The following is a 25,362-nucleotide window of genomic DNA, read 5'->3' on the forward strand; positions in this document are numbered from 1 at the left end:
ATGGCATATTTTTAATACTTGCCTAAAACACATCTAACTGATGATAAAGAGACTTCTGTCATCAAAATATGCTCATTGAACTTTAGAACAAAACTTGTCGAGTAAGTTTGCGAGATTGAAAATTGTGGCTTACGTTTAATGTATCTAAACGTTTATAGCGCTATGTATGTCGTTATTTAAGAAGTCAAAAACAGAACAATCCACCTCTCGCCAAGCTCCATGGAAAATAGCCATAATCGATGATGAAGAAGGCGTACATGAGGTCACTAAACTCACTCTGCGGAAATTTAATTTCGAAAAACGCGGGGTTGAATTTCTATCAGCTCACAGTGGCGCTGAAGGCCTAGCACTTTTCAAAGCAAATCCAGACATCGCTCTCGCTTTCGTTGATGTGGTGATGGAAACTGACGATGCGGGTTTGAATTTGGTTGATGCCATTCGCAACCAGCTCAATAACCATACCGCCCGCCTTATTCTGCGAACAGGTCAACCTGGTCAGGCGCCGGAAGAAGAGGTAATCAGGCGTTACGACATAAACGACTACAAAGCCAAAACTGAATTATCATCGCTTAAACTTAAGTCTTGTGTGTACACAGCAATAAGGTCGTATCGGGATATTCAGACTATTGAGCAAGGTAAGCGCGGTATGGAAGACGTTTTAAAATCCTCGTCTTCCGTTTTAGCAAGCCAGTCTTTAGCCCAATTTGGCACCGCAGTGTTGAAACAGACACTTACACTGCTTAACCTAAACAACTCTGTACTCTACTTGTCTACTCAGCACACCGACTTATATGGCGATACGACCATGACGGTGCTAGGTGCCAGCGGCGATCTAGTTGGATTATGCGAACCAGGAATTTCTAGCCGAATTCCTGAAACCATCGAAGAAGAAATCAAACAAGTCTTAGAAAGCAAAAGTCACTATCAGTCTAAAGATTTATTCATCGGCTACTACCCTACTGGAGAAGATAGCCACAACATCTTGTATGTTAAGTTAGATCATCCACTGGATGCTCTGCAGCGCAAGACCTTAGAGATGTTTGCCTCTAATGTGGCGGTAATATTCCAAAATCTCACGCAAAAAGAAGACATACAAAAAACCCAAAAAGAACTCATTATGGTGCTTAGCGACGCAATCGAAATGCGGAGTAAAGAGACCGGTGGCCATGTGAGAAGGGTCATTCTTATGACCGAATTTCTCTCTGAAAAGCTTCACATGAGCCGAGAGTTTATTGAGACCATACGGTATTCAGCCGCACTTCATGACGTGGGTAAAATTAGCATTCCTGAAACTATTTTACATAAGCCGGGCAAACTCGACCCAGAAGAATGGGAGATCATGAAGACCCATGCACAAAAAGGCTACGAGCTACTTGCGGGATCTGATCGCATCGTTGCTAAAATGGGCGCCATCATTGCGAAAACGCATCATGAGCGGTGGGATGGTCAAGGTTACCCTGAAGGATTAGCTGGAGACGACATTCCCGTGGAGGGTCGTATTATGGCAATTGTCGACGTTGTCGACGCATTGCTATCTAAGCGCTGCTATAAACCGGCATGGAGTCCTGAGGAAGTAAAAGCCTATCTTCATGAGAATTCCGGGAAACAATTCGATCCGCTAATCACCCACATTATGATAGAGCACTTCGACAGGATCCTTGAAATTCGAGCCACAGAACCGGACGAAGATGAATGAAAGAATCGCTAGAACTAATCTTATTACGCGTTAGCCAAAGCGCAGATATTGATAAAGGTGAATTAGACGTTGCTTCTAGACTTATTATCAACTCGGTGTGTGAGGGTTTGCAAATTACTCGAGCTGGCATTTGGCTTTATGATGAAATGCAAACACTGGTACAGTGCACATTGCTCATTGATAAGGGTAATGACCTAGACCACGAAAGCTTAGTGCTTACCCGGAAAGACTTTCCTCATTATTTCGAGGCGCTAGATTCAGAGAGAACCATTGCGGCCCACGACGCATTAACAGATGTTGCAACATTTGAATTTGCAGAAGTGTATTTAACGCCGCTTGGGATTAGCTCTATGCTTGATGTCCCTATTCGCCACCGCGGCAAAATGATTGGGATAATTTGCTGTGAACACCAAGGCAAAGCCCGTGAATGGCATGCCGATGAAGTTGTATTTGCGGCGTCACTGGCAGACCTTTACGGGCGTGCAGTGAGTGCAAATGAGCGCGCAGATTACGAGCAGAGGCTAATTGAGGCCAACCAAACCCTTGAGCAAAAAGTAATAGACCGCACGGCTGAACTCGAGGCCGCACAAGAAAAGCTCGTCGAGTCAGAAAAAATGGCGGCGTTAGGAAATCTAGTCGCAGGCATTGCTCACGAAGTTAATACGCCGTTAGGCATTGCACTCACCTCCGTCAGTAACTGCAAAGAAGAACTAAAAGACATCTATCGAGACTTCGAAAACGATGAATTAACCGAGCAGGGTTTTAAAGACTTTGAAGCTATTTGCTCTGAAGGGCTAAACTTGGCTGAAACGAGCCTGATGCGGGCAGCGAATTTAGTACAAGACTTTAAGCGCACTTCTGCTGACCAAACGTCATTAGAAATAGAAGAAATTGCATTAGACGAATATATCCCTAGAGTCTGTAACCCTTTAAAGCCCATGCTTCGCAAAGAACAAGTTGAGCTAAGCATAGACGTTACGCCCAATTTAGTAATAACCACCTGCCCCGGTATTATTGCCCAATTGCTAACAAATTTAATCTCGAATGCTCAGCGTCACGCTTTTGGTCCATCTGTAAATAACGACGTAAATAGAGTGAGTGTGAGCTGCAGTAAAAATGCCAAAGGCATTGTGATTAGCGTACAAGACAATGGCAAAGGTATACCAGAGGCACTTCACAAGAAGGTATTCGAGCCATTTTACACCACGGCTCGTGATAAAGGCGGTACAGGGCTGGGCCTAAATATTTTATACAACTTAGTACGACAAAAATTTAACGGTGAGATTGACTTAACATCAACCCCAGGAGAGGGTACGAAAGTAACCGTGTGTATTCCGGTTGAAGCCTAGCGTGCCTCTCATTTTCCACAACCTATACCCTGCGTTATAAATTCCCTGTGCAGCGCGCGACATTATTAAAATGTCGCCCTCACGACAGACCTAACATCAAAGGCTGGGCAAGCTAAATACAAAAGCATAACAAGGCATGTAGAAATGCAACTTTCACAATGGCGAAGTTCCGGCCACTTTTTAAACGTCGACGGTCAGCAAGTTTTTTATAAAACAGAAGGCACGGGACCAGTACTATTACTCATTCACGGATACCCCACCGCAAGTTTTGATTGGGCTAAAATATGGCCAGCACTTACAAACAAGTATCAATGCGTGACGCTCGATATGCCGGGGTTTGGTTTTAGCGATAAGTCACCAAAAAAATACTTAATTAAAGAGCAAGCCGACACGATAAGTGAGGTAATAAGGCATTTGGGTATTACAAGTGCCCATGTTCTATCTCACGATTACGGTGATACGGTTGCGCAAGAAATGATGGCGCGGCAATTGGAAGACGACCTCGCCTTTCGCATCGAATCGCTGCACTTACTTAACGGTGGGCTTTTTCCTGAGACACATCGTGCTCTGCCCATTCAAAAGCTGCTGCTCTCTCCAATTGGTGGTTTACTCATTCGCTTTTTAAACAAAAATGCAATTCGAAAAAGCATGCACAACATATTTGGCCCAAACACACCTCCTTCAGATCAAGACATCAATGATTTTTGGATACTTATCAGTACAAATAATGGTCACCAACACATGCACTTGCTTTTGGACTATATGAAGCAACGTAAACAATACCGAGAGCGCTGGGTAAGTGCACTGCAAAATGCCAATGCCCCTCTTCGACTAACCGCAGGCATGGCTGATCCAATCTCTGGCGCGCATATGGTGGCGCGGTACAAACAACTCATTCCTAATGCAGACGTAATTGAACTCGATCAAATTGGGCACTATCCGCAAATTGAAAGTGCTGAAGCCGTGGTGAACTCTATAGCAAGCTTTTTAGGTCGCTACGCTAACTAAACGTGAAACTTTGTCTTGATACGGCACGCGACAGGGGTAATATAACGCTTCACTGATTTAACTCTAGACTCGCAACCAACGTTTATGGACGCTTCAACCAACAACGAAATTATTCCTGCCGCTAGCTTTAAGCAGATTGATATTGGTTTCGTGACCCCTGCTGCTTCCATAAAACGGTTTGTACAATGCATATGGGTGATTGATAACCCAGAAGGCTCAGCTACAACGCTAAACGAAAAATTTTATCCCGATGCAGGTTCTAGTTTGACTTTTTATCTCGATCAAACTAACTGTGAAGCACAATTGTTTTACCATACTCAGGTCTGCGCCATGCCGTGGGAACTGGCTTGCAGACAAATAAGTGTAAGATTTAGGCCCGGTGCCTTGAAATACTTGTTCGGTTTAACCTTTGATGACAGTAAAAACCAACAAATCGACATCGCGTTGGCTATGGTTAAGCAGCGTGATTCCTATCAACGACTGCAAGCCTATCTTATTGGAAAAACTATTAGCCAGCAGTGCTTAGCAATACAGCACTGGTTGATTGAGCTAGCAGAAAATACTGATGGAGCCTTTCAGAAATGGGAGCGCATGCTTTATCAGTCGATGAATTTACTGGTGCCCCCACAACATCTTGCCGATCAGTTCGGCGTCAGCCGAAGAACGCTGGAGCGCCAATTTCGCACTAACTTTGGTTTCTCGCCAAACAAACTGTATCAATTTGCTCAAATACGCCATGCTCGATCGTTATTAACCTCAAATTCTGAAGCGCTGAGCCACATCGCATTGGCATGTGGTTACTTCGACCAAGCGCACTTTACGCATTCGTTTAGTGATTTCGCGCTGGAAACGCCCCTTCAGTATAGAAAGCGAAAGTTGTCGCAAATTTACAATTAAGCGTTTTGCTTAGACTTTATAGTTCTCCGCAGTTTAAAGGAGATCACTATGAAAAAACGTATTACACAATCTGAGCTATATTCTGAATATCCTCATATTCTTGAACACCTCACAGGCTTGGTTAAGCCTTCAGTCAAAAGTACTTTAAGTCATAAACTCATACATTTAGTTAAGCTTCGTGCGTCACAAATTAATCAGTGCGGCTTCTGCCAACACATGCACGCCGAAGAAGCGAGAGAGTCTGATGAAAATCAGTCAAGGCTTGATGTATTGTCTGCATGGAGAGAGCTAGACTGTTTCAGTTTTGAAGAGAGAACAGCATTAGCGTGGACGGAAGCGTTAACGCTTATCCACTCTTCCACTATTACTGAAGAAATGTATAACAGTGTAGAAAGCACCTTCGGAAAAGAAGGGCTGATAGAACTCACGTCTATTATTCTACAAATTAATAGCTGGAACCGTATTTCAGTAAGCCTTCAGTTTCAACCTTCTATATAGTAGTAAGGAAGACGTGAAAATGACTATCATGAAACAAGTACAAAATAACAAATTGGGTGTAGCCGCCTGCTTGTGCTTTTTTTGGGGAAGTACCCTTTTCTTGCCAGCCTTCAGCAAATTTGCAACCGCTGGAGTATGGTTATTTATGGCGGGTTCTCTATTGATGCTTTTCGACATCTTGAGCATTAAAACCAACTAGGCTTTGCGCTAATAATGTTTAAGAGTGTATATACAAGTATGCACTCTTTTATTGAGCTAAATTTACTGCTGTATATTGGTACAAGAAAAGTGAGTTTCGATTTTACTTTGATATATATGGCATAAGCCATTGAATGGGGAGAGAGAAGTTGGTCGGTGTGAGAGGATTTGAACCTCCGACCCCTGACACCCCATGACAGTGCGCTACCAGGCTGCGCTACACACCGACCGAAAGAGCCGACAAGTCTACTCAATTTCAACGACTTTGCAATGTAAAAAAACCAAATAACCGCCTAAACGATTATTTGGTAAACAAAACCCATCTAAAACGAAGCTTATTACAAGTCGTCTGCACTTACATCTTTGATTTCTGGCCATTCTTCATTCGCCTCATCTATATGAGTAGGAATGTTCTTAGCCCATGCTTTGTATACACTTTCGTCTTTATTCACATAAAGTACGCCATCAACAATTTCAAACGCTTTGCCGTTTATTTCAAATTTCTTACCAAAAGTTGCGCCGTAGGCACAAAAGCCGCCGTAAGCTGGTGTGTATTTGTCTGGGTTGCTTACAAACATGTCTCTATTTTTCTGCGATGAAAATCGGTAAATAGCGTCGTTGTGGACAGCCGTTATAGTCGCTTTACCCAGCACTGGCTTACCTTCAGTAAAATAAGCTACAGCGTCGTGCCCGGCTAAAATAATTCCGTTTTCGTCGGTCTCTGTATCAACGCCAGCGAATACCGCGCCACTAGCAATTAGTGAAACTGCAAATAAACTACCTTTTAAGAATACTCTCATGCTATTTCTTCTCCACATTGGTGTTTCGAGTGTTTTCACACTATCTCTGTATAAGTTCGAAGAATATGGTACGTACTTCGGTCTTATACAAACATGCTCCAAACGCTTAAATACTTGTCCAAAACACCATGAAAAATTTAGAAAGCCTTTTTGACCAACTTCAAATAACCACCAATGTATTTCACAACGGACAATATTGCGGTAACTGGCAAATTGACACTTCTGGCACCGGCTTTATTAATTTTCACGCCGTAACTCACGGTCAATGCTACTTACACCGTAACGACGACGGCCCAGTTCTGTTAGAAAAAGGCGACATGGTTTTACTGCCTGTTGATAGCCCACACCTTTTAAGCCCTACAAAAACTCACACTTACAAAAATGTTAGCGCAAGCTCTATTCCTCTTAGCGAGAAACTAAGAGCTGAAGGCCCGGTGCTACTTTGCGGTTACTTCGAGTATCAGCACCCTTTAATGAGAGTAATAACAAAAGAACTGCCAGAATTTTGGATAATTAAAAAAGCATCAAAAGAAAGTAGAGTGCTACATGAAAGTCTGCAGTTACTTATCAGCGCGTCGTTAGAAGTGTCGGACTCAACCTTCACTTCGTCGGTTCTGCTAAACAAAATCGCTGAGGTTGTATTCCTTTTGATTGTGAAGCATTTAATGAGCAAGTACTCATCAACCTTAGGGGCTCTACTGCATCCGGCCATAGCAAATAGCCTTCAAGCGCTGCATAACGCGCCTGAACAACATTGGAACGTAGAAATACTGGCGAGTATTGCGAATATGTCTAAATCTAACTACGCAGCAAAGTTCAAAGCCTGTGCAGGCGTAACTCCAATTAAATACCTAACGCAATGGCGCCTGCGTTGTGCCTGCACAGAAATAATCCAAAGCAACAAGCCGTTAATTACCATTGCAAACCAATATGGTTACGAAACGGAAGCTTCTTTTTCAAAGGCTTTTAAAAGAGAGATTGGCGTATCTCCTTCACAAAAGCGCGTTCAAGCTAGGCCAGCGTAACGTAACACACCCCAGTGACTACCAGTGCAACTAACACGTTTAGCACCACACCCTCTCTGGCCATAGTTTTTATGTCGAACTTTTCCGTTGAGTATGCAATGGCGTTAGGCGCTGTAGCTACTGGCAGCATAAAAGCGCAACTTGCGCTAATTGCCGCGGGGATCATCAACAACTTAGGATCTACGCCCACAGCCATACCCGCGGCCGCTAGAATTGGCATTAGTAGTGTAGATGTTGCCGTGTTAGAGGTAATTTCCGTCAAGAAGGTAACGAACAAGCAAATTCCAAGTACCAACAGAAGAACAGGAAGCGTAGAAAGTCCCGTTAACCATGTTCCCATAAGAACACTTAAGCCCGATGACATAAATGCTTTGGCAATACAAATACCGCCAGCAAACAATAACAACATGCCCCACGGAATATCGTTTGCGGTTTTCCAATCAAGCAGTTTGTCGTTGTTTCCTTTTTCGTCTACTTCACCGCTATCGTTTCCGCTGTTTGTAAAGAACATAGCAGCAACACCCGCTACGGCAATAGTACTGTCACTTATTGTGCTTATGCCTATCCAAGCAGTCCAAAAAGGTCTGAAAATCCAAGCTAAAGCGACAGTGCCAAAAATAGCAAGAACACGCTTCTCGGCTTTTGTCCATGTGCCTGGGACAGGTAAATCGATGTTCCCCACTTGTTTAATACCGCGCGCTAACCATAAGGCCATAATAGGTACGCCTAGTATTACGATTGGTACGCCTGTTTTCATCCAGTCGATAAAGCTGTATTCAATACCTTGAGTCTCTTCATACACGCTCATAAAGATAATATTAGGTGGCGTCCCAATCGGTGTCCCCACCCCACCTAAGCTTGCCGAATAAGCGATACCAAGTATAAGCGCCACGCCAAATCGGGGATTGTCTACTGCGTTGATAATAGCGATAGCCATTGGCAACATCATTAGGATTGTTGCCGTATTACTAATCCACATACTGAGTACTGCGGTTGTTAACATGAAGCCCAGTACCAGTTTGAGCGGGCTGCCGCTGCCCGTTATACGCAACATGTAAATGGCGAAACGCTTGTGTAAGTTAGCGCGCTCCAACCCTTTTGAAAGCATGAAAGCAGCCATTAATAGAATGATAACGTGGCTTCCGAGAGCAGAGGCAGCTTCGCTGTGAGACAACACACCAAATAGCGGGAATAGCGCGAAGGGTAAAAGTGAGGTAGCGGGAATGGGGAGCGCTTCAGTCACCCAGAGCACAGCGACAAACAGCGTAATTGCTGCGGTAAAAATGATCTCACTGGGCTGATCAATGGCCCACAATCCCAAGCCACATAGTACTGAAGCGATAAAGGCAAATAGAATTATACTGTTTTTACGTGTTGGCTTTCGTTGTAGAGTTTCTGAAGAAGGTTCAGAGTTTGTGTGCATTGCGCTTCCCGTTACTAATAGCTTTATTATAAGTGCTAGTTATTGCTCTTATATTTTCTATCAGTAATTAGCGGGAAACGCACTACGCTTTTGCGAAAAAAAACGTGTTTTTAAAACGGTTTCTTTTATTTACTCTCGTCGTCTGACGAGATTCGGCTTGCAACAGCGCCTGCTTGGCCTTTGTATTTAGCGTCCACTCGTGCGTTGTACGGCTTTTCGGCTGGCGCCGATAAAACCTCAAAGCTAAGTGCCCCTATTTTCATTTTAGGGCGAAGCGCTAGCGGTAACTTACCACTGTTGTAAAACTCAAGAACGATGTTGCCCGACCAGCCTGGATCTATTCGATGCGCGGTCACGTGAACCATTAAGCCCAAACGCGCAAGCGAAGAACGCCCGTCTAACCAACCTACGATGTTGTCGGGCAAGGTTACTGACTCGTGGGTAATGGCAAGCGCTAGCTCCCCAGGGTGTAGAAAGAAGGCTTTACCCTCTTCTAGTTCAATTTCATCGCTCATAACATGGTCGAGCGCTTCTTGAACCTGTGCTTTCGGCCCACTTAAATCGATAAACGGCGCTTGGTGATCTTCAAACACGCGAAATTTATTACCTAGGCGGATATCTACCGTTACACCACTTATTTGATCGTAGCTGGGTGTAGGGTCAATTTTAATTTTTCCATCTTGCAGATGTTGGTAGATATCGCGGTCGCACAAGCGCATGGTGTATTCCTCATTTCGTTAGGCCGCTATTATGCGTATGTCGCCGCATGCATTCAACTGCTCAAAGGCTTGTTTTATCTGCTTTTGCGCAATTTTCGTATAGTTTTATCAAATTTTAAATTTAAGCAATCGAACCTGGCTATAATTCACCTTTACTACACCTGTCTGAATTTACCTATCCATCGGGCATTCCTGATATTTGTTACCTAGATATTTCAAGCTAGTTACTCTTTACCAACAATGCCAATAGGGTTGCCCTTAATGTGTTTTACTGCCCCTTTGCGTGGCGCAACAGTAAGGGCCAATTGCATAGACAGGGCGCGAGCAGCCTCGCGATAACTTTCACTCAATGCACTTTCGGGCGAGGTAATTAACAAAGGCGTGCCGGCATCGCCATGCTCGCGAATATGGATATCAAGCGGTAGCTGACCTAAAAGCGGCAGTCCGTGGCGTTCGGCAAGCGCCTCGCCACCGTCTTTTGAAAACACATAATCTTTGGTACCACAGGCTCTACACTGGTAGTAACTCATATTTTCAATAAGCCCTAATACTGGCACGTTCACTTTTTCAAACATGCTTATACCTTTTTGAGCGTCGGCTAGTGCTAAGTCCTGCGGCGTTGTAACTACCACTGAAGCAGTCAACGGTACTTGTTGCGCCATCGTCAGTTGGATATCGCCGGTACCCGGTGGCATATCTACAATTAAGTAGTCCAGCACGGGCCATAGGGTTTCATCTAGCAACTGCTTTAACGCCCTGCTTGCCATCGGCCCTCGCCATACCGCCGCATCTTCTTGAGGCACTAAATAACCAATTGAGTTCGCCACCAGCCCATGTGCCATAAGGGGCTGCATGTGCTTATTATCTTCGCTTTCAGGGTGCGCATCGGGGTTGCCCAACATAATGGGAATAGACGGCCCATAAATATCGGCATCTAAAATCCCAACTTTCGCGCCTTCTTGCATAAGCGCGAACGCTAAATTAATACTGGTTGTCGACTTACCTACACCGCCCTTGCCAGAGGCCACCGCTATGATGTTTTTGATGTTAGTAACAGGTGCGACTTCTGTTTCTCCACTTGCTACGTTTTGTTTAAACGTAAGCTGGTCATCGCCAAGCTTCCCTTTTAGCTGGTTAAGCACTTCTTGTTTAAGCGCGTCTAGCTGTGTAGCTATACAAAATGGCAAGGTAACTGTTACACCGGCATCTTCATTTTCTGGCTGGCTAAAAGCACACCATGGCAAGGTATCTTCAACATCTAAAGAAAAATACTTGGCCAAAATTACAGCAACTTTTTGAGTTACCGGCTCTGCTTTGCGAGAAAAGAACATAAAATGCCTTACTAGTAGTAGAATTGTGTGAATTACGTAATGCAAAAAACGCGGTTTTCCGCTAGTATTTGCAGCCATTTTGAAACGCAAAGAATCAATAACGTCATTATGTCAGAAAAACGCCGAATTCTGGTAACCAGTGCGTTGCCATACGCAAATGGCTCTATTCACTTAGGTCATTTGCTAGAACACATTCAAACCGACATCTGGACTCGTTTTCAGCGCCTTCGCGGAAACGAATGTTACAGTGTTTGCGCCGACGATGCACACGGTACGCCGGTTATGCTTAAGGCCCAAGAGCTTGGCATTACACCAGAAGAAATGGTGGCAAGAACGCGTGCTGAACATCACCAAGACCTTGTTGATTTTCATGTAGATTACGACAACTACTATGTAACCCATTCGCCAGAAAACAAGGCGCTGTGTGAAGAAATTTACACCCGTTTAGATAATGCGGGCTACATCAGCAAACGCACCATTAATCAGCTGTTCGACCCTGAAAAAGAAATGTTCTTGCCGGATCGTTTCGTTAAGGGTACCTGCCCTAGCTGTGGCGCAGAAGATCAAAACGGCGACAGCTGTGACGTATGTGGCGCAACGTATAGCCCAACAGAAGTGAAAAACCCTCGCAGCGTAGTATCGGGGGCTACACCAGTGCTACGTGAGTCTGAGCACTTCTTCTTTGACCTGCCAAAATTTGAAGGCATGTTAAAAGAGTGGATCCGCTCAGGTGCCCTGCAGGAAGAAATGGCTAACAAGCTGCAAGAATGGTTTACTGAAGGTCTTCAACAGTGGGACATCAGCCGTGATGCGCCTTACTTCGGTTTTGAAATTCCAGGTGCGCCGAACAAGTTCTTCTACGTGTGGGTAGATGCGCCGGTTGGCTATATGGCTAGTTTCAAAAACTTCTGCGACCAAAACAATCTAGAGTTTGATGACTTCTGGAAAGCAGACTCAGAGGCTGAGCTTTATCACTTTATTGGTAAAGATATAACCTACTTCCACTGCCTGTTCTGGCCTGCCATGCTAGAAGGCGCGGGATACCGTAAGCCCACTGGTGTAAACATTCACGGTTTCGTCACCGTAAACGGTGCGAAAATGTCAAAGTCGCGCGGTACCTTTATAAAAGGCCGTACTTACCTTGACCACCTGAACCCAGAGTATCTGCGTTACTACTTTGCGTCTAAGTTAGGCGACGGTGTTACCGACATCGACCTAAACTTTACTGACTTCGCACAAAAAGTGAATTCAGACTTGGTAGGTAAAGTGGTTAACATTGCAAGCCGCTGTGCAAGCTTTATCACTAAGCGTTTCGACGGCAAATTGTCTGACAATGTGATTGAGCCAGAGCTTATTGCAGAGTTCCAAAACGCGTCAGAGAGCATTGCTGCACTTTTCGAGAAGCGTAAATACCACCAAGCCGTGCGCGAAATCATGGCCCTTGCTGACAAAGCAAACCAGTTCATTGATAACAACGCACCTTGGGTAACCATTAAAGACGAGACTAAGCAGCAGTTCACACACGATGTGTGCTCGCTAGGTATCAACATGTTCCGTCTGTTGGTGATTTACTTAAAGCCTGTACTGCCAGTACTTGCAGAAAAAGCAGAAGAATTCCTAAACGACAAGTTCGACTGGAATTCACTGCAAACCCTATTGAAAGGCCACGCCATCAACAAATTTAAGCCGATGATGCAGCGTGTAGAAATGGATAAAATTGACGCCATGGTTGAAGATTCAAAAGAAAGCCTAGCGCCAGCAGCACCGGCAATCGACCCAGACAGCCCGCTTGCTAAAGACCCTATTAGCGACACTATCTCGTTTGATGAGTTCGCCAAGGTAGATTTACGTATTGCGCGTATCGCTAAAGCTGAACACGTAGAAAAAGCCGATAAGCTTCTGCGCTTAGAGCTAGATTTAGGCGGCGAAACCAAGCAAGTTTTTGCAGGTATTAAGTCGGCCTACTCGCCTGAAGCCCTAATTGGTAAGCACACGGTAATGGTGGCGAACCTCGCTCCTCGTAAAATGCGTTTTGGCATGAGTGAAGGCATGGTATTAGCCGCGGGCCCTGGTGGCGACGAGCTATACATTCTTGAGCCGCACGAAGGTGCAAAGCCGGGTATGCGTGTTAAGTAAGCTGTAAAGCGCCCCCTTAAAAGTAAGGTGACATTCAGCGCTATTGAGCGACGGGATGTCACCTTTTTTATTGGGCGGTCAAAGCGGCGCTTAGATTTATAAAGCAAAAATCATATAACCAGAATCAAGGTGCAAGCACGTAACTTGGTATGCTAATAAGCCTTATCATCCTACACTCCTCCCTCACTAATTACTTACCCACTCACTAACCTTATCTGCCTAAGGCAAATCGGCTAGAAAATTCTTGTCAAAAAACAGCGCAGCTCCGTTCGGTTTGAATCAAGGCGATCTAACCCTCTTTTTTTAACGTAATCAACGTGGTTAATTAATAAAAGAGGTATTTATGGAAGATTTCTTCGGGACTAATATCGATTTATCGGAATTAACCGAAAAAGCTATTTCACTGGTGATGACTTACACCCCCAAATTATTATTGGCTATTCTTACTTTGGTGGTGGGTCTTTGGTTAGTGAATCGTTTTGTAAACCTATTAGATCATCGGCTAGGTAAAAAGGATCCCACGTTAAATAAGTTTCTGTGCGGACTTATCAGTGCGGTGCTAAAAGTAATGCTGTTGATTTCAGTTGCCTCAATGATAGGTATTGAAACCACCTCATTTATTGCCGTCGTGGGTGCTGCAGGTTTAGCTATTGGTCTGGCATTACAAGGCAGCCTGGCGAACTTTGCTGGCGGTGTGCTAATACTGATTTTTAAACCCTTTAAAGTGGGTGACACCATTGAAGCAGAGGGTCATTTAGGCTCAGTGTCAGAGATACAAATTCTTTATACTGTACTTAACACTTTTGACAATAAGCGCATTGTTATTCCCAATGGCAGCCTATCTAATGCCACGTTAATTAACGTTAGCGTATATGATAAACGCCGTTGCGACATGACATTTGGTATAGGCTACGATGACGATATCGATAAAGCGAAGAAGGTGTTGCAGCGTCTATTTGAAGAAGATGAGCGCTCGTTGACCGACCCTGCACCAAGAATTTGTGTAGGCGGATTAGGCGATAACTCAGTCGATTTAATGTTTAGACCGTGGGTCGCCACAGATGACTTGTGGCCTTACTACTGGGATATGCAGGAAAAAGTTAAAAAAGCCTTTGATGAAGAAGGCATTAGCATCCCATATCCACAGCGAGATGTTCACCTCTATAAAACGAGTGACGACTAGCGTCTCAGTTGGGAGATAGCAGTCTATGCTATCTCCTATTCCCCTTTCAAACTTGTGTAAAAAAGCGAAAGCCATCCGTTTTAGTACAACATCTTGGTAAATTTAGAAGGTGGTTAGCGCCTGTCACCGCTTCTAAGTTAAGAGCGTGGCGTGCTCTCTTTGCACATGGCATACACATTAACAATATTAGCGCAGCGTGCGATTCATCGTAGAAGTCCTTACACTTGCCCCTACCGCGGAAAAACGCGGCTTTAAATTGCGTTTAGGTTTTATGGCCGTCATGGGGATTACCCGCTTTTTCGCGAGTATTACGTACACCGCACTGCACCATGGAAAATAAGATGCTAAATAGTCTTGAAGCTTAACCGCCCCTTTCCATTTTTGTTGAAAAAAGAGCGTTGAAAACATCACTTGACGTTGTTCAACAATTTCAAATCCCAGCAGCTGAAGCCAATCTTTAATGCGATAGGACGTAAAAAAGCGTGCATCGTGTAGGATATTTCCGCGCTTAACAGGTAGAAATTTGGCAATTCCGGCGAGGCTTAAGGGGTTAAAGCCACTTATGATCACATAACCGTTTTGTGTAATAACGCGGTCTACTTCTCTTAATATTTCGTGAGGGTCTTGCGCAAAATCTAATTCATTAGCAAGTAGAAAGCCATCAATGCTGTTTTCGGCGAAGGGTAAGCAGTGCGACTGCCCCACTACCGTGTTTTCTCTACTTATTTTCGGTTCGCGTTTATCACCGCCTAACGATATACCCGATGCATTGTGATTGGGAAAGCCCTCTTTCGCTTCATTGTGGTGTGGCTGCTCGCTAGCTAGGTCATTAAACGGAACGTGATTGATGTGGTGTCGAATTGGGCTGGTATCGAGATTTATATCGGCACTTAGCGAGCCTAGTTTGGCAAAGTGATACCCAAAAATTCGCTCAGCATAATCGCTACAAACTGCATTGACCGCATGTCGAATGTGCTCTCCCGCGGGGAAATCATTCCAATTTGTAGGGTAGCGTGGCGGTTTGGCTTTAAACGCCGATCTCATTAACACTGCGCGCTCTTAGGTTGCTCTGCTCTTCACAAGTCCCTATAGTAACGCATAATTCTACCTACACAAGCAGGTACTCTTATGACGGCAGAAACACTTCCTTCAGGCGTAGCCATTCATCCTATTCCCGCTTTTACCGACAATTACATTTGGTGTATTTATAACGAGAGTAGCGCTATTGTTGTCGACCCAGGTGATGCTGAGCCAGTGCTGGCCTTTATTAAAGCTAAAGGCTTAACGCTAAGTGCAGTTCTCATCACTCATCACCACAGAGACCACACAGGTGGTATTGCTAAATTAGTATCTGCAGTACCAGATTTGCCAGTTATTGGCCCAAGAGGCAATCACATAAGAGGAATAACTAAATCTGTTTCTCAAGGCGATACTGTCTCGCTACCTGTTTTTAAAATGGCGCTGCAAGTAATGGAAGTGCCAGGTCATACCCTTGATCACATTGCTTTCTTCGGGCATGGCGCATTGTTTTGCGGCGACACGTTATTTTCAGCAGGTTGCGGACGATTGTTTGAAGGTTCGCCAGAGCAAATGCATCATTCACTGAATAAGTTAAAGCGACTGCCCGACACCACGAAAGTGTTCTGTACACATGAGTATACTCAGGCTAATGTCCAGTTTGCTTTAGCCGTAGAGCCAGACAATAAGGCGCTGTGTGACTACGCACAGTGGGTGGCAGAAAAACGCGCTCAAGGTCAGCCTACACTACCTAGTAATCTCAAAGAGCAAAAAAACATAAACCCATTTTTACGGGCTCATGAACTTTCTGTGAAAACTGCTGCCGAAGCCTATTGCGAAAATAACCTGGCTGACGATGTAGCGGTATTTGCTGCAGTTCGCCGCTGGAAAGATGAGTTTTGATGCAAAAGTAAGCCGATTATCGTAACATGGTCGGTTTGCAGTGCTCCACGAGGTTTCTTCATATATGCAGTTGAAGTTTTTCCCACTGTCGCCACTGATATTGGCGCTAGGTTTAACGGGTTGTCAGTTAACCGATAATAATAACGACAATGCACAATTAGAAAGTAACGAAACCGCTTCGCTAGAAGCGTGCAGTGAAATTCATAACAACGAAGAAGCCATTTCTGATTGTGAAATTGCAAGAGACGGCGTTATTGATGTTGTTCACCCCAATGATGATACGCTAGAAGAAGGCGCTGAGCTTACCGATACACCGGATATGCATACGCAGGCGGTCGTTACTGACGTATGGGAACGTGCAAGTGCGAATTTCGCCTTACCTATCCCTGACGACAAACGCATTAGCGCACAGCGTAAATGGTACCTGAAGCACCCAGAGTATATGGCTCGCGTTGTAAAACGCGCCAAGCCTTTTCTTTATTACATTACCGAAGAAATTGAAAAGCGCGACATGCCGATGGAGCTTGTGCTTTTACCAATAGTAGAAAGTGCTTTTGATCCCTTTGCTTATTCCCATGGCCGAGCGGCTGGTATGTGGCAGTTTATTCCTGGCACAGGTAAGCGCTTTGGTATGCAACAGAATTGGTGGTATGACGGACGTCGAGACGTTGTTGCGTCTACTCAAGGTGCACTTGACTATCTAACCTATCTAAACGAAATGTTTGATGGTAATTGGCTGCACGCACTTGCCGCCTATAATAGTGGCGAAGGCCGCGTTCAAAGGGCTATTAAAGCTAACAAACGCGCGGGTAAACCTACCGACTTTTGGAACTTAAATTTACCCAAAGAGACACGTGCTTACGTGCCTAAATTGCTTGCGCTGGCTGATATTCTAAAAAATAAAGATGAATATGCGTATGCGTGGCCTGAAGTTGAGAATGTAGCGGTTATCGAAGTGGTTGATATCGGCTCACAGGTCGATTTAGCGTTTGCCGCCGAACTTGCTGGTATGTCTTTAAAAGAACTACACGGGTTAAACCCAGGGTTCAATCGTTGGGCAACGTCACCAGAAGGACCACATAGATTAATACTTCCCCTTGATAAGGCTGCTGCGTTCTCTCAAGCACTGGCTAAAATTGATCAAAAAGAGCGATTGAACTGGGTACGCCACTCGGTGAAGCCCGGCGACAGCTTAGGTAAAATCGCTAAGCAATATCACACCACCGTGAAAGTTCTTAAAAAAGTGAATGAGCTAGACTCGTCCATGATCCGCGTGGGTCAAGCGATAATGGTACCAGTAGCACTTCAAGAACTGGACAGCTACACATTATCTCAGGAACAGCGTCTAGCCAGCTTGCAGAACGGCAACACGTCTAAGCAAAAAGTACGTCATACCGTACAATCTGGTGATACGCTTTGGGATATTGCCCGTAAGTACAATATAGGCACTAAACAATTAGCTAAATGGAACGGTATGGCCCCTGGCGATATGCTTCACCCTGGCAAAACCTTAGTTATCTGGCAGGAAGGTAAAGCGCAAGACGGTGTTACCAAAAAAGTGACCTACACAGTAAGAAATGGCGATTCGTTGTCTCGTATCGCCGGCAAGTTCAATGTTAGAGTAAGCGACATAGGCAAGTGGAACTCACTTAATACTAAGCGCTATCTACAACCTGGTCAGAAGCTAAAACTTTATGTAGACGTAACAAGGTTGAACGCATCAAGCTAACCTTTAATACTTAAAGTTCAATATTGTTCATGCCTAACTGCATTTACGTTACGCTTTAAGTCAGAATACAGGATAAGGAAATGCTAAGAATTAACCGAGAAAATTTGCGAAACAGTCATGAAACGCCTTGGTTAATCTTAGATTTAGTCATGTTAGGTATACTTTTTGTGAACCTAACATGGCTCATTTTCGATGCCTTATACGCCACCGACTTTGTCTATGGTCTATTGGGCACGTATTTTCCCGCTTTTCTTAGTGCTTACGATCCCGTTCACAACAACTTTCTGTTGGTCGACTTGGTGTTTATCGCCATTTTCTTCAGCGAATTTTGCTTCCGGTGGGTTGTAGCTATTGTGCGTAAAGAACACTTACGCTGGTACTTTTTTCCGTTTTTGCATTGGTACGATATCATAGGTCTAATCCCTACTGGACCTACCCGCCTATTTCGTTTCTTGCGCATATTTTCTATTTTGCACCGCCTGCACAAATTCGAAATCATCGACTTAAATCAAACCGCGGTCTTTCGCTTTTTTGCGTTTTACTACGATGTATTTGTCGAAGAGTTAAGCGACCGAATTGTTGTAAAAGTGCTCAGCGATGCGCAAAAAGACATCTCAGCAGGTTCGCCTTTGTTAGACGATATCAACGCACAGGTACTGGCCCCCCGCCGTCCTGTCATTACCCAATGGATGGCTGGCGTTATCAACCATTTAGGCCAGTCAATTCAAAGCGAAGAGCACGGCGAGGTGATACGGGAGCACGTGCGCAAGAGCGTGGGTAAAGCGGTGAGAAGTAATGCACAAGTTTCTTCCCTGCATTACCTACCTGTTATCGGCAAAACCATTGAGAATACGTTGGAAGAGTCAGTCACCGATATCGTGACCACATCGCTAGTTAACCTGTTAAGCGACTTAGACGCAGAGCGCATCGACCATTTCATTTCAGTCGGCATGCACGACTATACCCCTACCGCCGATGCACTTGATAAAGAAGTACTTAACGTTGTAAACGAATGCTTAGAACTGGTGAAAGCGCACGTTGCACAGCAGCGTTGGAAGTCACATCTCACCGAAAAAGAATCGGCAATCCCCACTGGCAAGCCCGAAATTTAATTAATTTGCAAAGCGATAGAGTCAAGGTGAACGCTAGCAGTATTCTGTTCAGCCACTGTTCATACAAATAAGCTAATATAAAGTCCTTACGAATATAATTATAACGATTAGAGGGACTTATGATGAAAATTAAACGCTGCAGAATGTTCAGCCGCTCATTTAACCACGCAATACTTGCAAGTTGTATAACGGCGTTTGCTTCAGGCTGCATGGTGATCTTGCCGACCTCTTCTATTTCCACCAACCAAGAACCTGAAAAAATAGTTGAGCGCATTGAATACAATGCAAACCGATGCTGGTCCACACTGCATCAGCCAATCCATAGCGATATAGTCGTAAACACGTATACAATACAAAACGGCTACAAACTCACGGCCAGTCGTAAAGAAGGGAGCACCCCGCAATATCCTTTTTTACACGTCACCGTTACCCACTCAACCTACGGCAGCGAGGTATCTGTTCGAGAAGGTGAGTTTAACTTGGGCACAGACTTAAATTTAAGTGATGATGTAAATCGATGGATAAATGGCGACAATAGCTGCTAAGACTGATAAGGCGTACACACTATTTTTCAGTAGTAGACAGAATAATACTCGTCTCACTATTAAGCACGCCTTTAACGCCGCGCACTTCTTTTAAAATGCCATCTAAGTGCGCGAGACTTTCGGCGGTTATAACAATAAGTAAATCCCAATTTCCGTTTGTAGTATGAAACCGCTCAACACCATTCACCTGCCTAAGCTTACTAATAAGCTGTGTTGTACTAAGCCCTTCAAGCTCGACTGACATAAGAGCTTTTATTTTGTCTGGTTGCAGCTGCTCGTTAACACGAATAGTAAAACCGTCGATCACCCCCGAATTTACTAACCTGTCGATTCGTTTTTGCACCGTATTTCGCGATAACGAGAGGACTTCAGCTAGCACGGTTACAGGTGTTCGCGCATCGCGCTTCAATATATCGAGAAGCTCGCGATCTTTCGCATCTAAATCTACATACATGGTCGTTTCCCCAATAGATAAACAAATCGTCGAGTCATTAACGCATTATCCAAGACTAATTAGCGAAAAAGCATAATGATAAAACAATTGAGCATTATGCTTAAACTAAATAACAACTTGCAACACCTTGAGCATGGTTAAGTGAATTCGCCAGAGAATAAAATACACGCTCTTTTCAGTGGAAATATTTCAGCTAAGGGCTGTAGGACGTTATATGCAAGCCAGTCACATCAAAAACTCACGATTAACTACACCAAATTCCGTTTTAATGGTACGCCCCTGTGCCTTTCGCCCCAACGAACAAACAGCCAAAGACAATAGTTTTCAGAAGCCCCTTGTATCGACGGGAAAAAATAGAGCGGAAATATCAAAAAATGCGTGTGCGGAATTTGATGAGATGGTTCGCACTTTACGTATGAACCACATAACGGTAGAGGTGTTTGAAACAGAAGGGGAAAACACGCCCGATGCCGTATTTCCAAATAATTGGTTAAGTACACATCCCAACGGTTTGCTTGTCACCTACCCTATGTACTGTGAAAACCGCCGAGCGGAGCGTCGTGACGATATTGTCAGTTATCTGCAGCAACACTATATCGTACAGCAAGCTAAAGATTTATCTTTCCTTGAAGAAGACGGAGATATTGTTGAAGGTACAGGGGCTATGGTGATCGACCATGTAAACGCGCTAGCCTATGTTTGCCTATCCCAACGAGCCAATAAGAGAGCTGTAATGTCGGCGTGTAAAGCTATTGGTTTAACGCCTATATGTTTTAGCGCCTTTGATACTGCTGGTACGGCGATTTACCACACCAACGTAATGATGTGTGTGGGCAGTGATTTTGCCATTGTTGCTACTAGCATGATAGAAGAAAGCGACAAAAATGTGGTGCTTTCAACACTTAAGGAGACGGGTAAAAACGTCATCGAAATTAGCGAAGAACAAGTGAATAGTTTTGCCGGAAACTGCCTAGAGCTTTTGAATAGCAATGGAAAACGTTTATTACTTATATCAGACACTGCTTTTAGTTCAATGAACGAAGAGCAACTAGCTTTACTACCCAGCGATCTTACTTTACTTCCCATCGCAGTGCCTACTATTGAAATGGGAGGAGGCTCCGTCCGCTGCATGGTCGCGGGTATTCACCTTGAGTGTAAAACGATTGGCGCTAAACAAACTACGACTAATAACATCAGCTTTGACACCCGCGTGAGGCTAGCAAAAGGTGATGACTTGGAAGGCTTGCTTGCGTTAGCTGAAGCTGCATCGCCAGGTATGACAACCTTCCCACCGGATAGAGCAACGCTTGATAACAAATTAAAGCGTTCCATTAGAGAAGAACAAAAACTTATGCGTCAAGAGCGTCCAGACTACCTTTTGTTTGTATTGGAGGACCTTCGAACTGGCAAGCTTATTGGTACATCTGCAATTTTTGGTGAATTAGGAAAAGAAGACAGTTTTTATAGTTACAAACGAGAAAAAGTCGCACAGCGAAATAAATCACTAGGCGCACACTACATCCATGACATACTGCACCTAAGTCACCATTTTGAGGGTTTCGCGGAAGTGGCATCGCTCTACTTACTGCCCGAATACAGAAAACACTTCAACGGAAAACTACTTTCAAAAGTCCGCTACCTTTTTATGGGCTTACATCAGCATGTATTTCCAAAGCAGGTCATGGCCGATCTACGAGGCTATGTAAATAAGGATGGGGAATCGCCTTTCTGGAATGCCGTCGGACGTCACTTTTTTCCTATGACATACGCTGAAGCGGATTTATATGGTGCCGTAAACGGAAATCAATTTATTGCTGATTTAATGCCTAAACTTCCGCTGTATGTAAATATGTTACCCAAAGAGGCTCAGTTGGCTATTGGTAAACCACATAACGACGGCCAACCCGCTTTGGCAATGCTTGAAAAAGAAGGGTTTAAATTCACGAACTACATCGATATTTTTGATGGTGCGCCAAGTATGGAAGCTGAAGTTTTAAGCCTAAAAACTGTCAAATCAACAAGGCAAGTAAGAATAAAAGTTGGCGAAGGTACTAAGCGTGTCACCGAGAGTAAAATGACGCTTGTCGCCACGTTGAGCCAGCCTTTTTATGCAATGATGGCAGAAACCGAAGAACAAGACGAAATAGCTGTTATCTCTCGCAAAACAGCACAAGCATTAAACGTTAGCTCGGGAGATACCATCTTACTTTCAGATGTTTAGCCTCGCGCGTATATCCAAAAACCGCTGTTCAATGACGAAAGCTCGGTGTGCGCTTTACGCTTAACTAAAAAGAAAGCCCGCAAATGCGGGCCTTCATTCTGTTAAAAAGTATTGGCTGCTAATTACGCTTTACGCCACGTAGTACCGCTTGGGCCGTCTTCTAACACTACGCCTTTTGCGTTTAACGCATCGCGCGCGGCATCTGCCGCTGCCCAGTCCTTGGAGGCACGGGCATCGTTACGCTGTTTAATTAACGCTTCAATTTCAGCCGCTTCGTCGTCATTGCCTTCACCGCCTTTAAGGTAAGTATCTGGGTCACTTTGAAGCATACCTAAAATTGCACCTAGACCTTTAAGAACCGCGGCCAATTTACCCGCTTCGTCAGCATTGTCTTTTTGGCGGTTAAGCTCACGTGCCACGTCGAATAACACCGAAAAAGCTTCAGGTACGTTTAAGTCGTCGTTCATTGCTGCTTCGAAACGCTTCAGATAGCCACCGTAGCTCAGATCAGTGCTTTCATCTACTTCAACACCACGAAGGGCTGTATACAAACGCTCTAGGGCGGCCTTCGCTTGAGTAATATTGTCTTGAGAGTAACTTAACTGGCTACGGTAATGCGCCGACATCAGGAAGAAACGCAATGTTTCTGAGTCGTGCTCTTTAAGCACATCGCGCAAGGTAAAAAAGTTACCCAATGACTTAGACATTTTTTCGTCATTAACCTGTACCATACCCGCGTGCATCCACACGTTTACGTAAGGTGTGTCATACGCACAGCACGACTGAGCCACTTCGTTTTCGTGATGTGGGAACGTTAAATCTGAGCCACCGCCGTGAATATCAAAGTGCGCACCAAGATGCTTATGATTCATTGCAGAACATTCAATGTGCCATCCCGGACGTCCCTCGCCCCATGGCGATTGCCATGCCGGCTCACCAGGCTTGGTGGTTTTCCACAGTACGAAGTCTAGCGGGTCGTCTTTTCCTGCCGCCACTTCAACACGAGCACCCGCTTTAAGCTGATCTAAGTCTTGTTTGCTTAACTTGCCATAATCTTCGTACTTGCTTACGTCGAATAGTACATCGCCGCTTTTGGCTTGATAGGCGTAGCCTTTGTCCATTAGTCGCTGGATAATTTCAATGATCTCATCCATATGTCCACTTACTGTCGGCTCGACGTCTGGCTCTAGTAAGTTAATCGCCGCAAAGTCTTCGTGCATCATGGCAATAGTGCGTGCAGTTAGCGCCTCAAAGCTTTCGCCATTTTCATTGGCGCGAGCAATAATCTTATCGTCGATATCGGTGATATTGCGCACGTACTTCACATCTAAACCAAGGTGGCGCATGTAGCGTACTAAGACATCGAAACTCAGGTAAGTACGGGCATGACCCATATGACTTAGGTCATAAACGGTAATACCACAAACATACAAACCCACTTTCCCTTCTTGAAGCGGTACAAACTTCGCTTTTTCACGGGTTCGGGTGTTGTAAAGATGTAGCATGTCTATATTTCCTATATGTCATAATTTTTCGGCCGCAAAGTTTAGCACTGTCACGATTTAAATGGTACAAGCCTTTTGCAACGATATTGCTGGGTTTTGCGATAACCGTCTCTTTGCGCTAACGACTCGTTTTGCGCTAAAATGCCGCCACTTTATATGTATGCTAACACACAGGACAAACCACAATGGTTACGTTAAAAACAAATTTCGGTGACATCACCCTAGAGCTTTTTGAAGATAAAGCGCCTAAAACGGTAGCTAACTTCATTTCTTACGTTGAAGACGGTTTTTTTGATAACACTATTTTTCACCGTGTAATCAACAACTTCATGATCCAAGGTGGTGGTTTTACGCCAGATATGGATCAGAAAGACACAAAAGACCCTATTGAAAACGAAGCGGACAACGGCGTAGCAAACGAAGTGGGTACAATCGCGATGGCGCGTACCCAAGATCCACACTCTGCGACGGCTCAGTTTTTTATTAATGTAAATAACAACGACTTCCTTAACCACTCTAGCAAGTCTGTCAATGGTTGGGGCTACTGTGCATTCGGTAAAGTAACTGAAGGTATGGATGTTGTTGAAAAAATTAAAGCCGTTAAAACCGGTAACAGCGGCTATCACCAGGATGTTCCTGTTGAGCCTGTTATCATTGAAAAAGCGACTATTTCTTAAATAGCCGCTGACATCTATGCTTGAATAGCTGTCTCAATAACGCCTTGGCCAATATGATTTTCAAGACATACTAAGGCCTTGAGTTAAGAACAAGCCGCGTTACTTTAACGCGGTTTTTTAAACCACAATAAGAAGATTTATGTCGTTCACCTACTTCATTGCCGACTTGCACCTAAGTGCCGACCGCCCTGACATTACAGAATGCTTAATGCGCTTTTTAAAAGAAGACGCGATTAATGCTGATGCACTTTACGTTCTTGGTGACTTGTTTGAAGTTTGGATTGGCGACGACAACGTTACTCCATTTAACACTGCCATAGCATCAGCTTTCAAGGCAGTGAGTCAGCATTGCCCTATTTACTTTATTCACGGTAATCGCGATTTCGCCATACGTGAAAAGTGGCTATCAAAAGCCGGCATGACGTTATTAAACGAACAAGAAGTTGTAGACTTATACGGCACACCTACCCTGCTTACTCATGGTGACGAACTATGCACTCGCGATGTTGCTTATCAAAAGTTTCGCAAGAAATCCCGCGGTTGGTGGTGGCCACGTTTAATGCTTGCGCTTCCTTTATGGTATCGACAGCGTGTTGCCGATAACGGTCGCAAGGAAAGTAAGGCTAAGCAGCAAAATCTTAAGCCAGATATTATGGATGTCACGCCTGAAGAAGTGGTGAAAGTCATGGAAAAATGGGGCGTGCAGCGCATGATACATGGCCACACACACAGACCCAACATTCATAGCCTTACAGCAAACGGCAAGCCTGCAACTCGTATTGTACTTGGCGATTGGTATGATCAAGGCAGTGTATTGAAGGTTACTGAAAATGATGTGATGCTGCAGAAACATAACTTCAGTTAGTCCCCATCATTATTTGTTACAAACTAGCCGAAAGTACATGTGTCAGACGCTGGCTTAATTTTTGTTCTGTG

Annotated in this window: 23 protein-coding genes and 1 tRNA gene; 16 read left to right on the forward strand and 8 right to left on the reverse strand. The window is 44.4% G+C overall.

The window, feature by feature from the left end; genetic code table 11:
• Positions 1-166: 166 nt before the first annotated feature.
• The 6 genes from AWH61_RS14695 (at position 167) to AWH61_RS14720 (ending at position 5,647) form a co-directional block, all read left to right on the forward strand.
• Positions 167-1,696 carry a DUF3369 domain-containing protein gene (locus AWH61_RS14695; RefSeq protein ID WP_075177462.1) on the forward strand — a complete coding sequence of 510 codons (1,530 nt, stop codon included), beginning with the start codon at positions 167-169 and terminating at the stop codon, positions 1,694-1,696.
• Complete coding sequence (locus tag AWH61_RS14700; RefSeq protein ID WP_069944535.1) at positions 1,693-3,045, forward strand: sensor histidine kinase; 1,353 nt, start codon at positions 1,693-1,695, stop codon at positions 3,043-3,045. The genes AWH61_RS14695 and AWH61_RS14700 overlap by 4 nt, the downstream gene beginning before the upstream one ends.
• A 144-nt stretch (positions 3,046-3,189) precedes the next feature.
• Positions 3,190-4,053: an alpha/beta fold hydrolase gene (locus tag AWH61_RS14705; RefSeq protein WP_075177463.1), complete on the forward strand. Its 864-nt coding sequence runs from the start codon at positions 3,190-3,192 to the stop codon at positions 4,051-4,053.
• A gap of 84 nt (positions 4,054-4,137) precedes the next feature.
• Positions 4,138-4,950 (forward strand): helix-turn-helix domain-containing protein, encoded by an 813-nt coding sequence (locus AWH61_RS14710; RefSeq protein WP_075177464.1) that lies wholly within the window; start codon positions 4,138-4,140, stop codon positions 4,948-4,950.
• A 48-nt stretch (positions 4,951-4,998) separates the two neighbouring features.
• On the forward strand, positions 4,999-5,448 hold the full coding sequence (locus AWH61_RS14715; RefSeq protein WP_049586902.1) for a carboxymuconolactone decarboxylase family protein: 450 nt from the start codon (positions 4,999-5,001) through the stop codon (positions 5,446-5,448).
• A 19-nt stretch (positions 5,449-5,467) separates the two neighbouring features.
• Positions 5,468-5,647, forward strand: coding sequence for a YrhK family protein (locus AWH61_RS14720; protein ID WP_039225298.1), 180 nt, complete (start codon positions 5,468-5,470; stop codon positions 5,645-5,647).
• Positions 5,648-5,796: 149 nt separating this feature from the next.
• On the opposite strand, the gene AWH61_RS14725 is transcribed toward AWH61_RS14720, so the two are convergent.
• Positions 5,797-5,873: transfer RNA gene (locus AWH61_RS14725), tRNA-Pro, on the reverse strand.
• 111 nt (positions 5,874-5,984) lie between these two features.
• Positions 5,985-6,446, reverse strand: coding sequence for a YHS domain-containing (seleno)protein (locus AWH61_RS14730; RefSeq protein ID WP_075177465.1), 462 nt, complete (start codon positions 6,444-6,446; stop codon positions 5,985-5,987).
• Between the two features lie 128 nt (positions 6,447-6,574).
• On the opposite strand from AWH61_RS14730, the gene AWH61_RS14735 reads away from it, so the two are divergent.
• A complete protein-coding gene (locus AWH61_RS14735; RefSeq protein ID WP_075177466.1) occupies positions 6,575-7,471 on the forward strand; it encodes an AraC family transcriptional regulator in 897 nt (298 codons plus the stop codon).
• Here the strand turns inward: AWH61_RS14735 and AWH61_RS14740 are convergent.
• From AWH61_RS14740 to apbC, 3 genes are all read right to left on the reverse strand, one after another.
• Entirely contained in the window at positions 7,458-8,894 is a 1,437-nt protein-coding gene (locus tag AWH61_RS14740) for an SLC13 family permease (RefSeq protein ID WP_075177467.1), read from the reverse strand. The genes AWH61_RS14735 and AWH61_RS14740 overlap by 14 nt on opposite strands.
• A gap of 125 nt (positions 8,895-9,019) precedes the next feature.
• Entirely contained in the window at positions 9,020-9,613 is a 594-nt protein-coding gene (gene dcd, locus AWH61_RS14745) for a dCTP deaminase (RefSeq protein WP_014976864.1), read from the reverse strand.
• A 224-nt stretch (positions 9,614-9,837) separates the two neighbouring features.
• A complete protein-coding gene (gene apbC, locus AWH61_RS14750; RefSeq protein ID WP_075177468.1) occupies positions 9,838-10,944 on the reverse strand; it encodes an iron-sulfur cluster carrier protein ApbC in 1,107 nt (368 codons plus the stop codon).
• A 108-nt stretch (positions 10,945-11,052) separates the two neighbouring features.
• On the opposite strand from apbC, the gene metG reads away from it, so the two are divergent.
• Both metG and AWH61_RS14760 read left to right on the forward strand, forming a co-directional pair.
• Positions 11,053-13,080 (forward strand): methionine--tRNA ligase, encoded by a 2,028-nt coding sequence (metG, locus tag AWH61_RS14755; RefSeq protein ID WP_075177469.1) that lies wholly within the window; start codon positions 11,053-11,055, stop codon positions 13,078-13,080.
• Positions 13,081-13,423: 343 nt separating this feature from the next.
• Positions 13,424-14,263 carry a mechanosensitive ion channel family protein gene (locus tag AWH61_RS14760; protein ID WP_014949914.1) on the forward strand — a complete coding sequence of 280 codons (840 nt, stop codon included), beginning with the start codon at positions 13,424-13,426 and terminating at the stop codon, positions 14,261-14,263.
• 186 nt (positions 14,264-14,449) lie between these two features.
• On the opposite strand, the gene AWH61_RS14765 is transcribed toward AWH61_RS14760, so the two are convergent.
• The gene (locus AWH61_RS14765; protein ID WP_075177470.1) at positions 14,450-15,307 is read right to left on the reverse strand and encodes a class I SAM-dependent methyltransferase; all 858 of its coding nucleotides are present in this window, start codon (positions 15,305-15,307) and stop codon (positions 14,450-14,452) included.
• 84 nt (positions 15,308-15,391) lie between these two features.
• Between AWH61_RS14765 and gloB the strand changes: the two genes are divergently transcribed.
• The 4 genes from gloB to AWH61_RS14790 all read left to right on the forward strand — a co-directional run bounded on the left by gloB (position 15,392) and on the right by AWH61_RS14790 (position 19,569).
• Entirely contained in the window at positions 15,392-16,183 is a 792-nt protein-coding gene (gloB, locus tag AWH61_RS14770) for a hydroxyacylglutathione hydrolase (protein ID WP_039225290.1), read from the forward strand.
• 64 nt (positions 16,184-16,247) lie between these two features.
• A complete protein-coding gene (locus AWH61_RS14775; RefSeq protein WP_075177471.1) occupies positions 16,248-17,912 on the forward strand; it encodes a lytic transglycosylase in 1,665 nt (554 codons plus the stop codon).
• A gap of 80 nt (positions 17,913-17,992) precedes the next feature.
• Positions 17,993-19,024: a hypothetical protein gene (locus tag AWH61_RS14780; RefSeq protein ID WP_014976870.1), complete on the forward strand. Its 1,032-nt coding sequence runs from the start codon at positions 17,993-17,995 to the stop codon at positions 19,022-19,024.
• 119 nt (positions 19,025-19,143) lie between these two features.
• The gene (locus AWH61_RS14790; RefSeq protein ID WP_231514300.1) at positions 19,144-19,569 is read left to right on the forward strand and encodes a halomucin; all 426 of its coding nucleotides are present in this window, start codon (positions 19,144-19,146) and stop codon (positions 19,567-19,569) included.
• Between the two features lie 19 nt (positions 19,570-19,588).
• Here the strand turns inward: AWH61_RS14790 and AWH61_RS14795 are convergent, their stop codons facing one another.
• Complete coding sequence (locus AWH61_RS14795; protein ID WP_014949919.1) at positions 19,589-20,023, reverse strand: Lrp/AsnC family transcriptional regulator; 435 nt, start codon at positions 20,021-20,023, stop codon at positions 19,589-19,591.
• Between the two features lie 214 nt (positions 20,024-20,237).
• On the opposite strand from AWH61_RS14795, the gene ctlX reads away from it, so the two are divergent.
• Entirely contained in the window at positions 20,238-22,244 is a 2,007-nt protein-coding gene (gene ctlX / locus AWH61_RS14800; protein ID WP_075177472.1) for a citrulline utilization hydrolase CtlX, read from the forward strand.
• 122 nt (positions 22,245-22,366) lie between these two features.
• Here ctlX and cysS read toward each other — a convergent pair whose 3' ends face one another.
• The gene (cysS, locus tag AWH61_RS14805) at positions 22,367-23,749 is read right to left on the reverse strand and encodes a cysteine--tRNA ligase (protein ID WP_075177473.1); all 1,383 of its coding nucleotides are present in this window, start codon (positions 23,747-23,749) and stop codon (positions 22,367-22,369) included.
• 185 nt (positions 23,750-23,934) lie between these two features.
• Between cysS and AWH61_RS14810 the strand changes: the two genes are divergently transcribed.
• Together AWH61_RS14810 and lpxH are read left to right on the forward strand one after the other, a co-directional pair.
• On the forward strand, positions 23,935-24,426 hold the full coding sequence (locus AWH61_RS14810; protein WP_014949922.1) for a peptidylprolyl isomerase: 492 nt from the start codon (positions 23,935-23,937) through the stop codon (positions 24,424-24,426).
• 139 nt (positions 24,427-24,565) lie between these two features.
• Positions 24,566-25,291 (forward strand): UDP-2,3-diacylglucosamine diphosphatase, encoded by a 726-nt coding sequence (gene lpxH / locus AWH61_RS14815; protein ID WP_014949923.1) that lies wholly within the window; start codon positions 24,566-24,568, stop codon positions 25,289-25,291.
• Positions 25,292-25,362 lie beyond the last annotated feature (71 nt).

This window comes from Alteromonas sp. W12 (assembly GCF_001924945.1).
Classification (GTDB): Bacteria; Pseudomonadota; Gammaproteobacteria; order Enterobacterales; family Alteromonadaceae; genus Alteromonas; species Alteromonas macleodii.

Excerpts from the sequence above, each read along its gene's own strand:
- AWH61_RS14710 (WP_075177464.1), top strand. The coding sequence starts at position 4,138 with ATGGACGCTTCAACCAACAACGAAATTATTCCTGCCGCTAGCTTTAAG.
- gloB (WP_039225290.1), top strand. The coding sequence starts at position 15,392 with ATGACGGCAGAAACACTTCCTTCAGGCGTAGCCATTCATCCTATTCCC.
- cysS (WP_075177473.1), bottom strand. The coding sequence starts at position 23,749 with ATGCTACATCTTTACAACACCCGAACCCGTGAAAAAGCGAAGTTTGTA.
- AWH61_RS14795 (WP_014949919.1), bottom strand. The coding sequence starts at position 20,023 with ATGTATGTAGATTTAGATGCGAAAGATCGCGAGCTTCTCGATATATTG.
- apbC (WP_075177468.1), bottom strand. The coding sequence starts at position 10,944 with ATGTTCTTTTCTCGCAAAGCAGAGCCGGTAACTCAAAAAGTTGCTGTA.
- AWH61_RS14810 (WP_014949922.1), top strand. The coding sequence starts at position 23,935 with ATGGTTACGTTAAAAACAAATTTCGGTGACATCACCCTAGAGCTTTTT.
- AWH61_RS14760 (WP_014949914.1), top strand. The coding sequence starts at position 13,424 with ATGGAAGATTTCTTCGGGACTAATATCGATTTATCGGAATTAACCGAA.
- AWH61_RS14775 (WP_075177471.1), top strand. The coding sequence starts at position 16,248 with ATGCAGTTGAAGTTTTTCCCACTGTCGCCACTGATATTGGCGCTAGGT.
- AWH61_RS14715 (WP_049586902.1), top strand. The coding sequence starts at position 4,999 with ATGAAAAAACGTATTACACAATCTGAGCTATATTCTGAATATCCTCAT.
- AWH61_RS14720 (WP_039225298.1), top strand. The coding sequence starts at position 5,468 with ATGACTATCATGAAACAAGTACAAAATAACAAATTGGGTGTAGCCGCC.
- AWH61_RS14740 (WP_075177467.1), bottom strand. The coding sequence starts at position 8,894 with ATGCACACAAACTCTGAACCTTCTTCAGAAACTCTACAACGAAAGCCA.
- AWH61_RS14780 (WP_014976870.1), top strand. The coding sequence starts at position 17,993 with ATGCTAAGAATTAACCGAGAAAATTTGCGAAACAGTCATGAAACGCCT.
- AWH61_RS14730 (WP_075177465.1), bottom strand. The coding sequence starts at position 6,446 with ATGAGAGTATTCTTAAAAGGTAGTTTATTTGCAGTTTCACTAATTGCT.
- AWH61_RS14790 (WP_231514300.1), top strand. The coding sequence starts at position 19,144 with ATGATGAAAATTAAACGCTGCAGAATGTTCAGCCGCTCATTTAACCAC.
- AWH61_RS14705 (WP_075177463.1), top strand. The coding sequence starts at position 3,190 with ATGCAACTTTCACAATGGCGAAGTTCCGGCCACTTTTTAAACGTCGAC.
- dcd (WP_014976864.1), bottom strand. The coding sequence starts at position 9,613 with ATGCGCTTGTGCGACCGCGATATCTACCAACATCTGCAAGATGGAAAA.
- lpxH (WP_014949923.1), top strand. The coding sequence starts at position 24,566 with ATGTCGTTCACCTACTTCATTGCCGACTTGCACCTAAGTGCCGACCGC.
- AWH61_RS14735 (WP_075177466.1), top strand. The coding sequence starts at position 6,575 with ATGAAAAATTTAGAAAGCCTTTTTGACCAACTTCAAATAACCACCAAT.
- AWH61_RS14695 (WP_075177462.1), top strand. The coding sequence starts at position 167 with ATGTCGTTATTTAAGAAGTCAAAAACAGAACAATCCACCTCTCGCCAA.
- AWH61_RS14700 (WP_069944535.1), top strand. The coding sequence starts at position 1,693 with ATGAAAGAATCGCTAGAACTAATCTTATTACGCGTTAGCCAAAGCGCA.
- AWH61_RS14765 (WP_075177470.1), bottom strand. The coding sequence starts at position 15,307 with ATGAGATCGGCGTTTAAAGCCAAACCGCCACGCTACCCTACAAATTGG.
- ctlX (WP_075177472.1), top strand. The coding sequence starts at position 20,238 with ATGCAAGCCAGTCACATCAAAAACTCACGATTAACTACACCAAATTCC.
- metG (WP_075177469.1), top strand. The coding sequence starts at position 11,053 with ATGTCAGAAAAACGCCGAATTCTGGTAACCAGTGCGTTGCCATACGCA.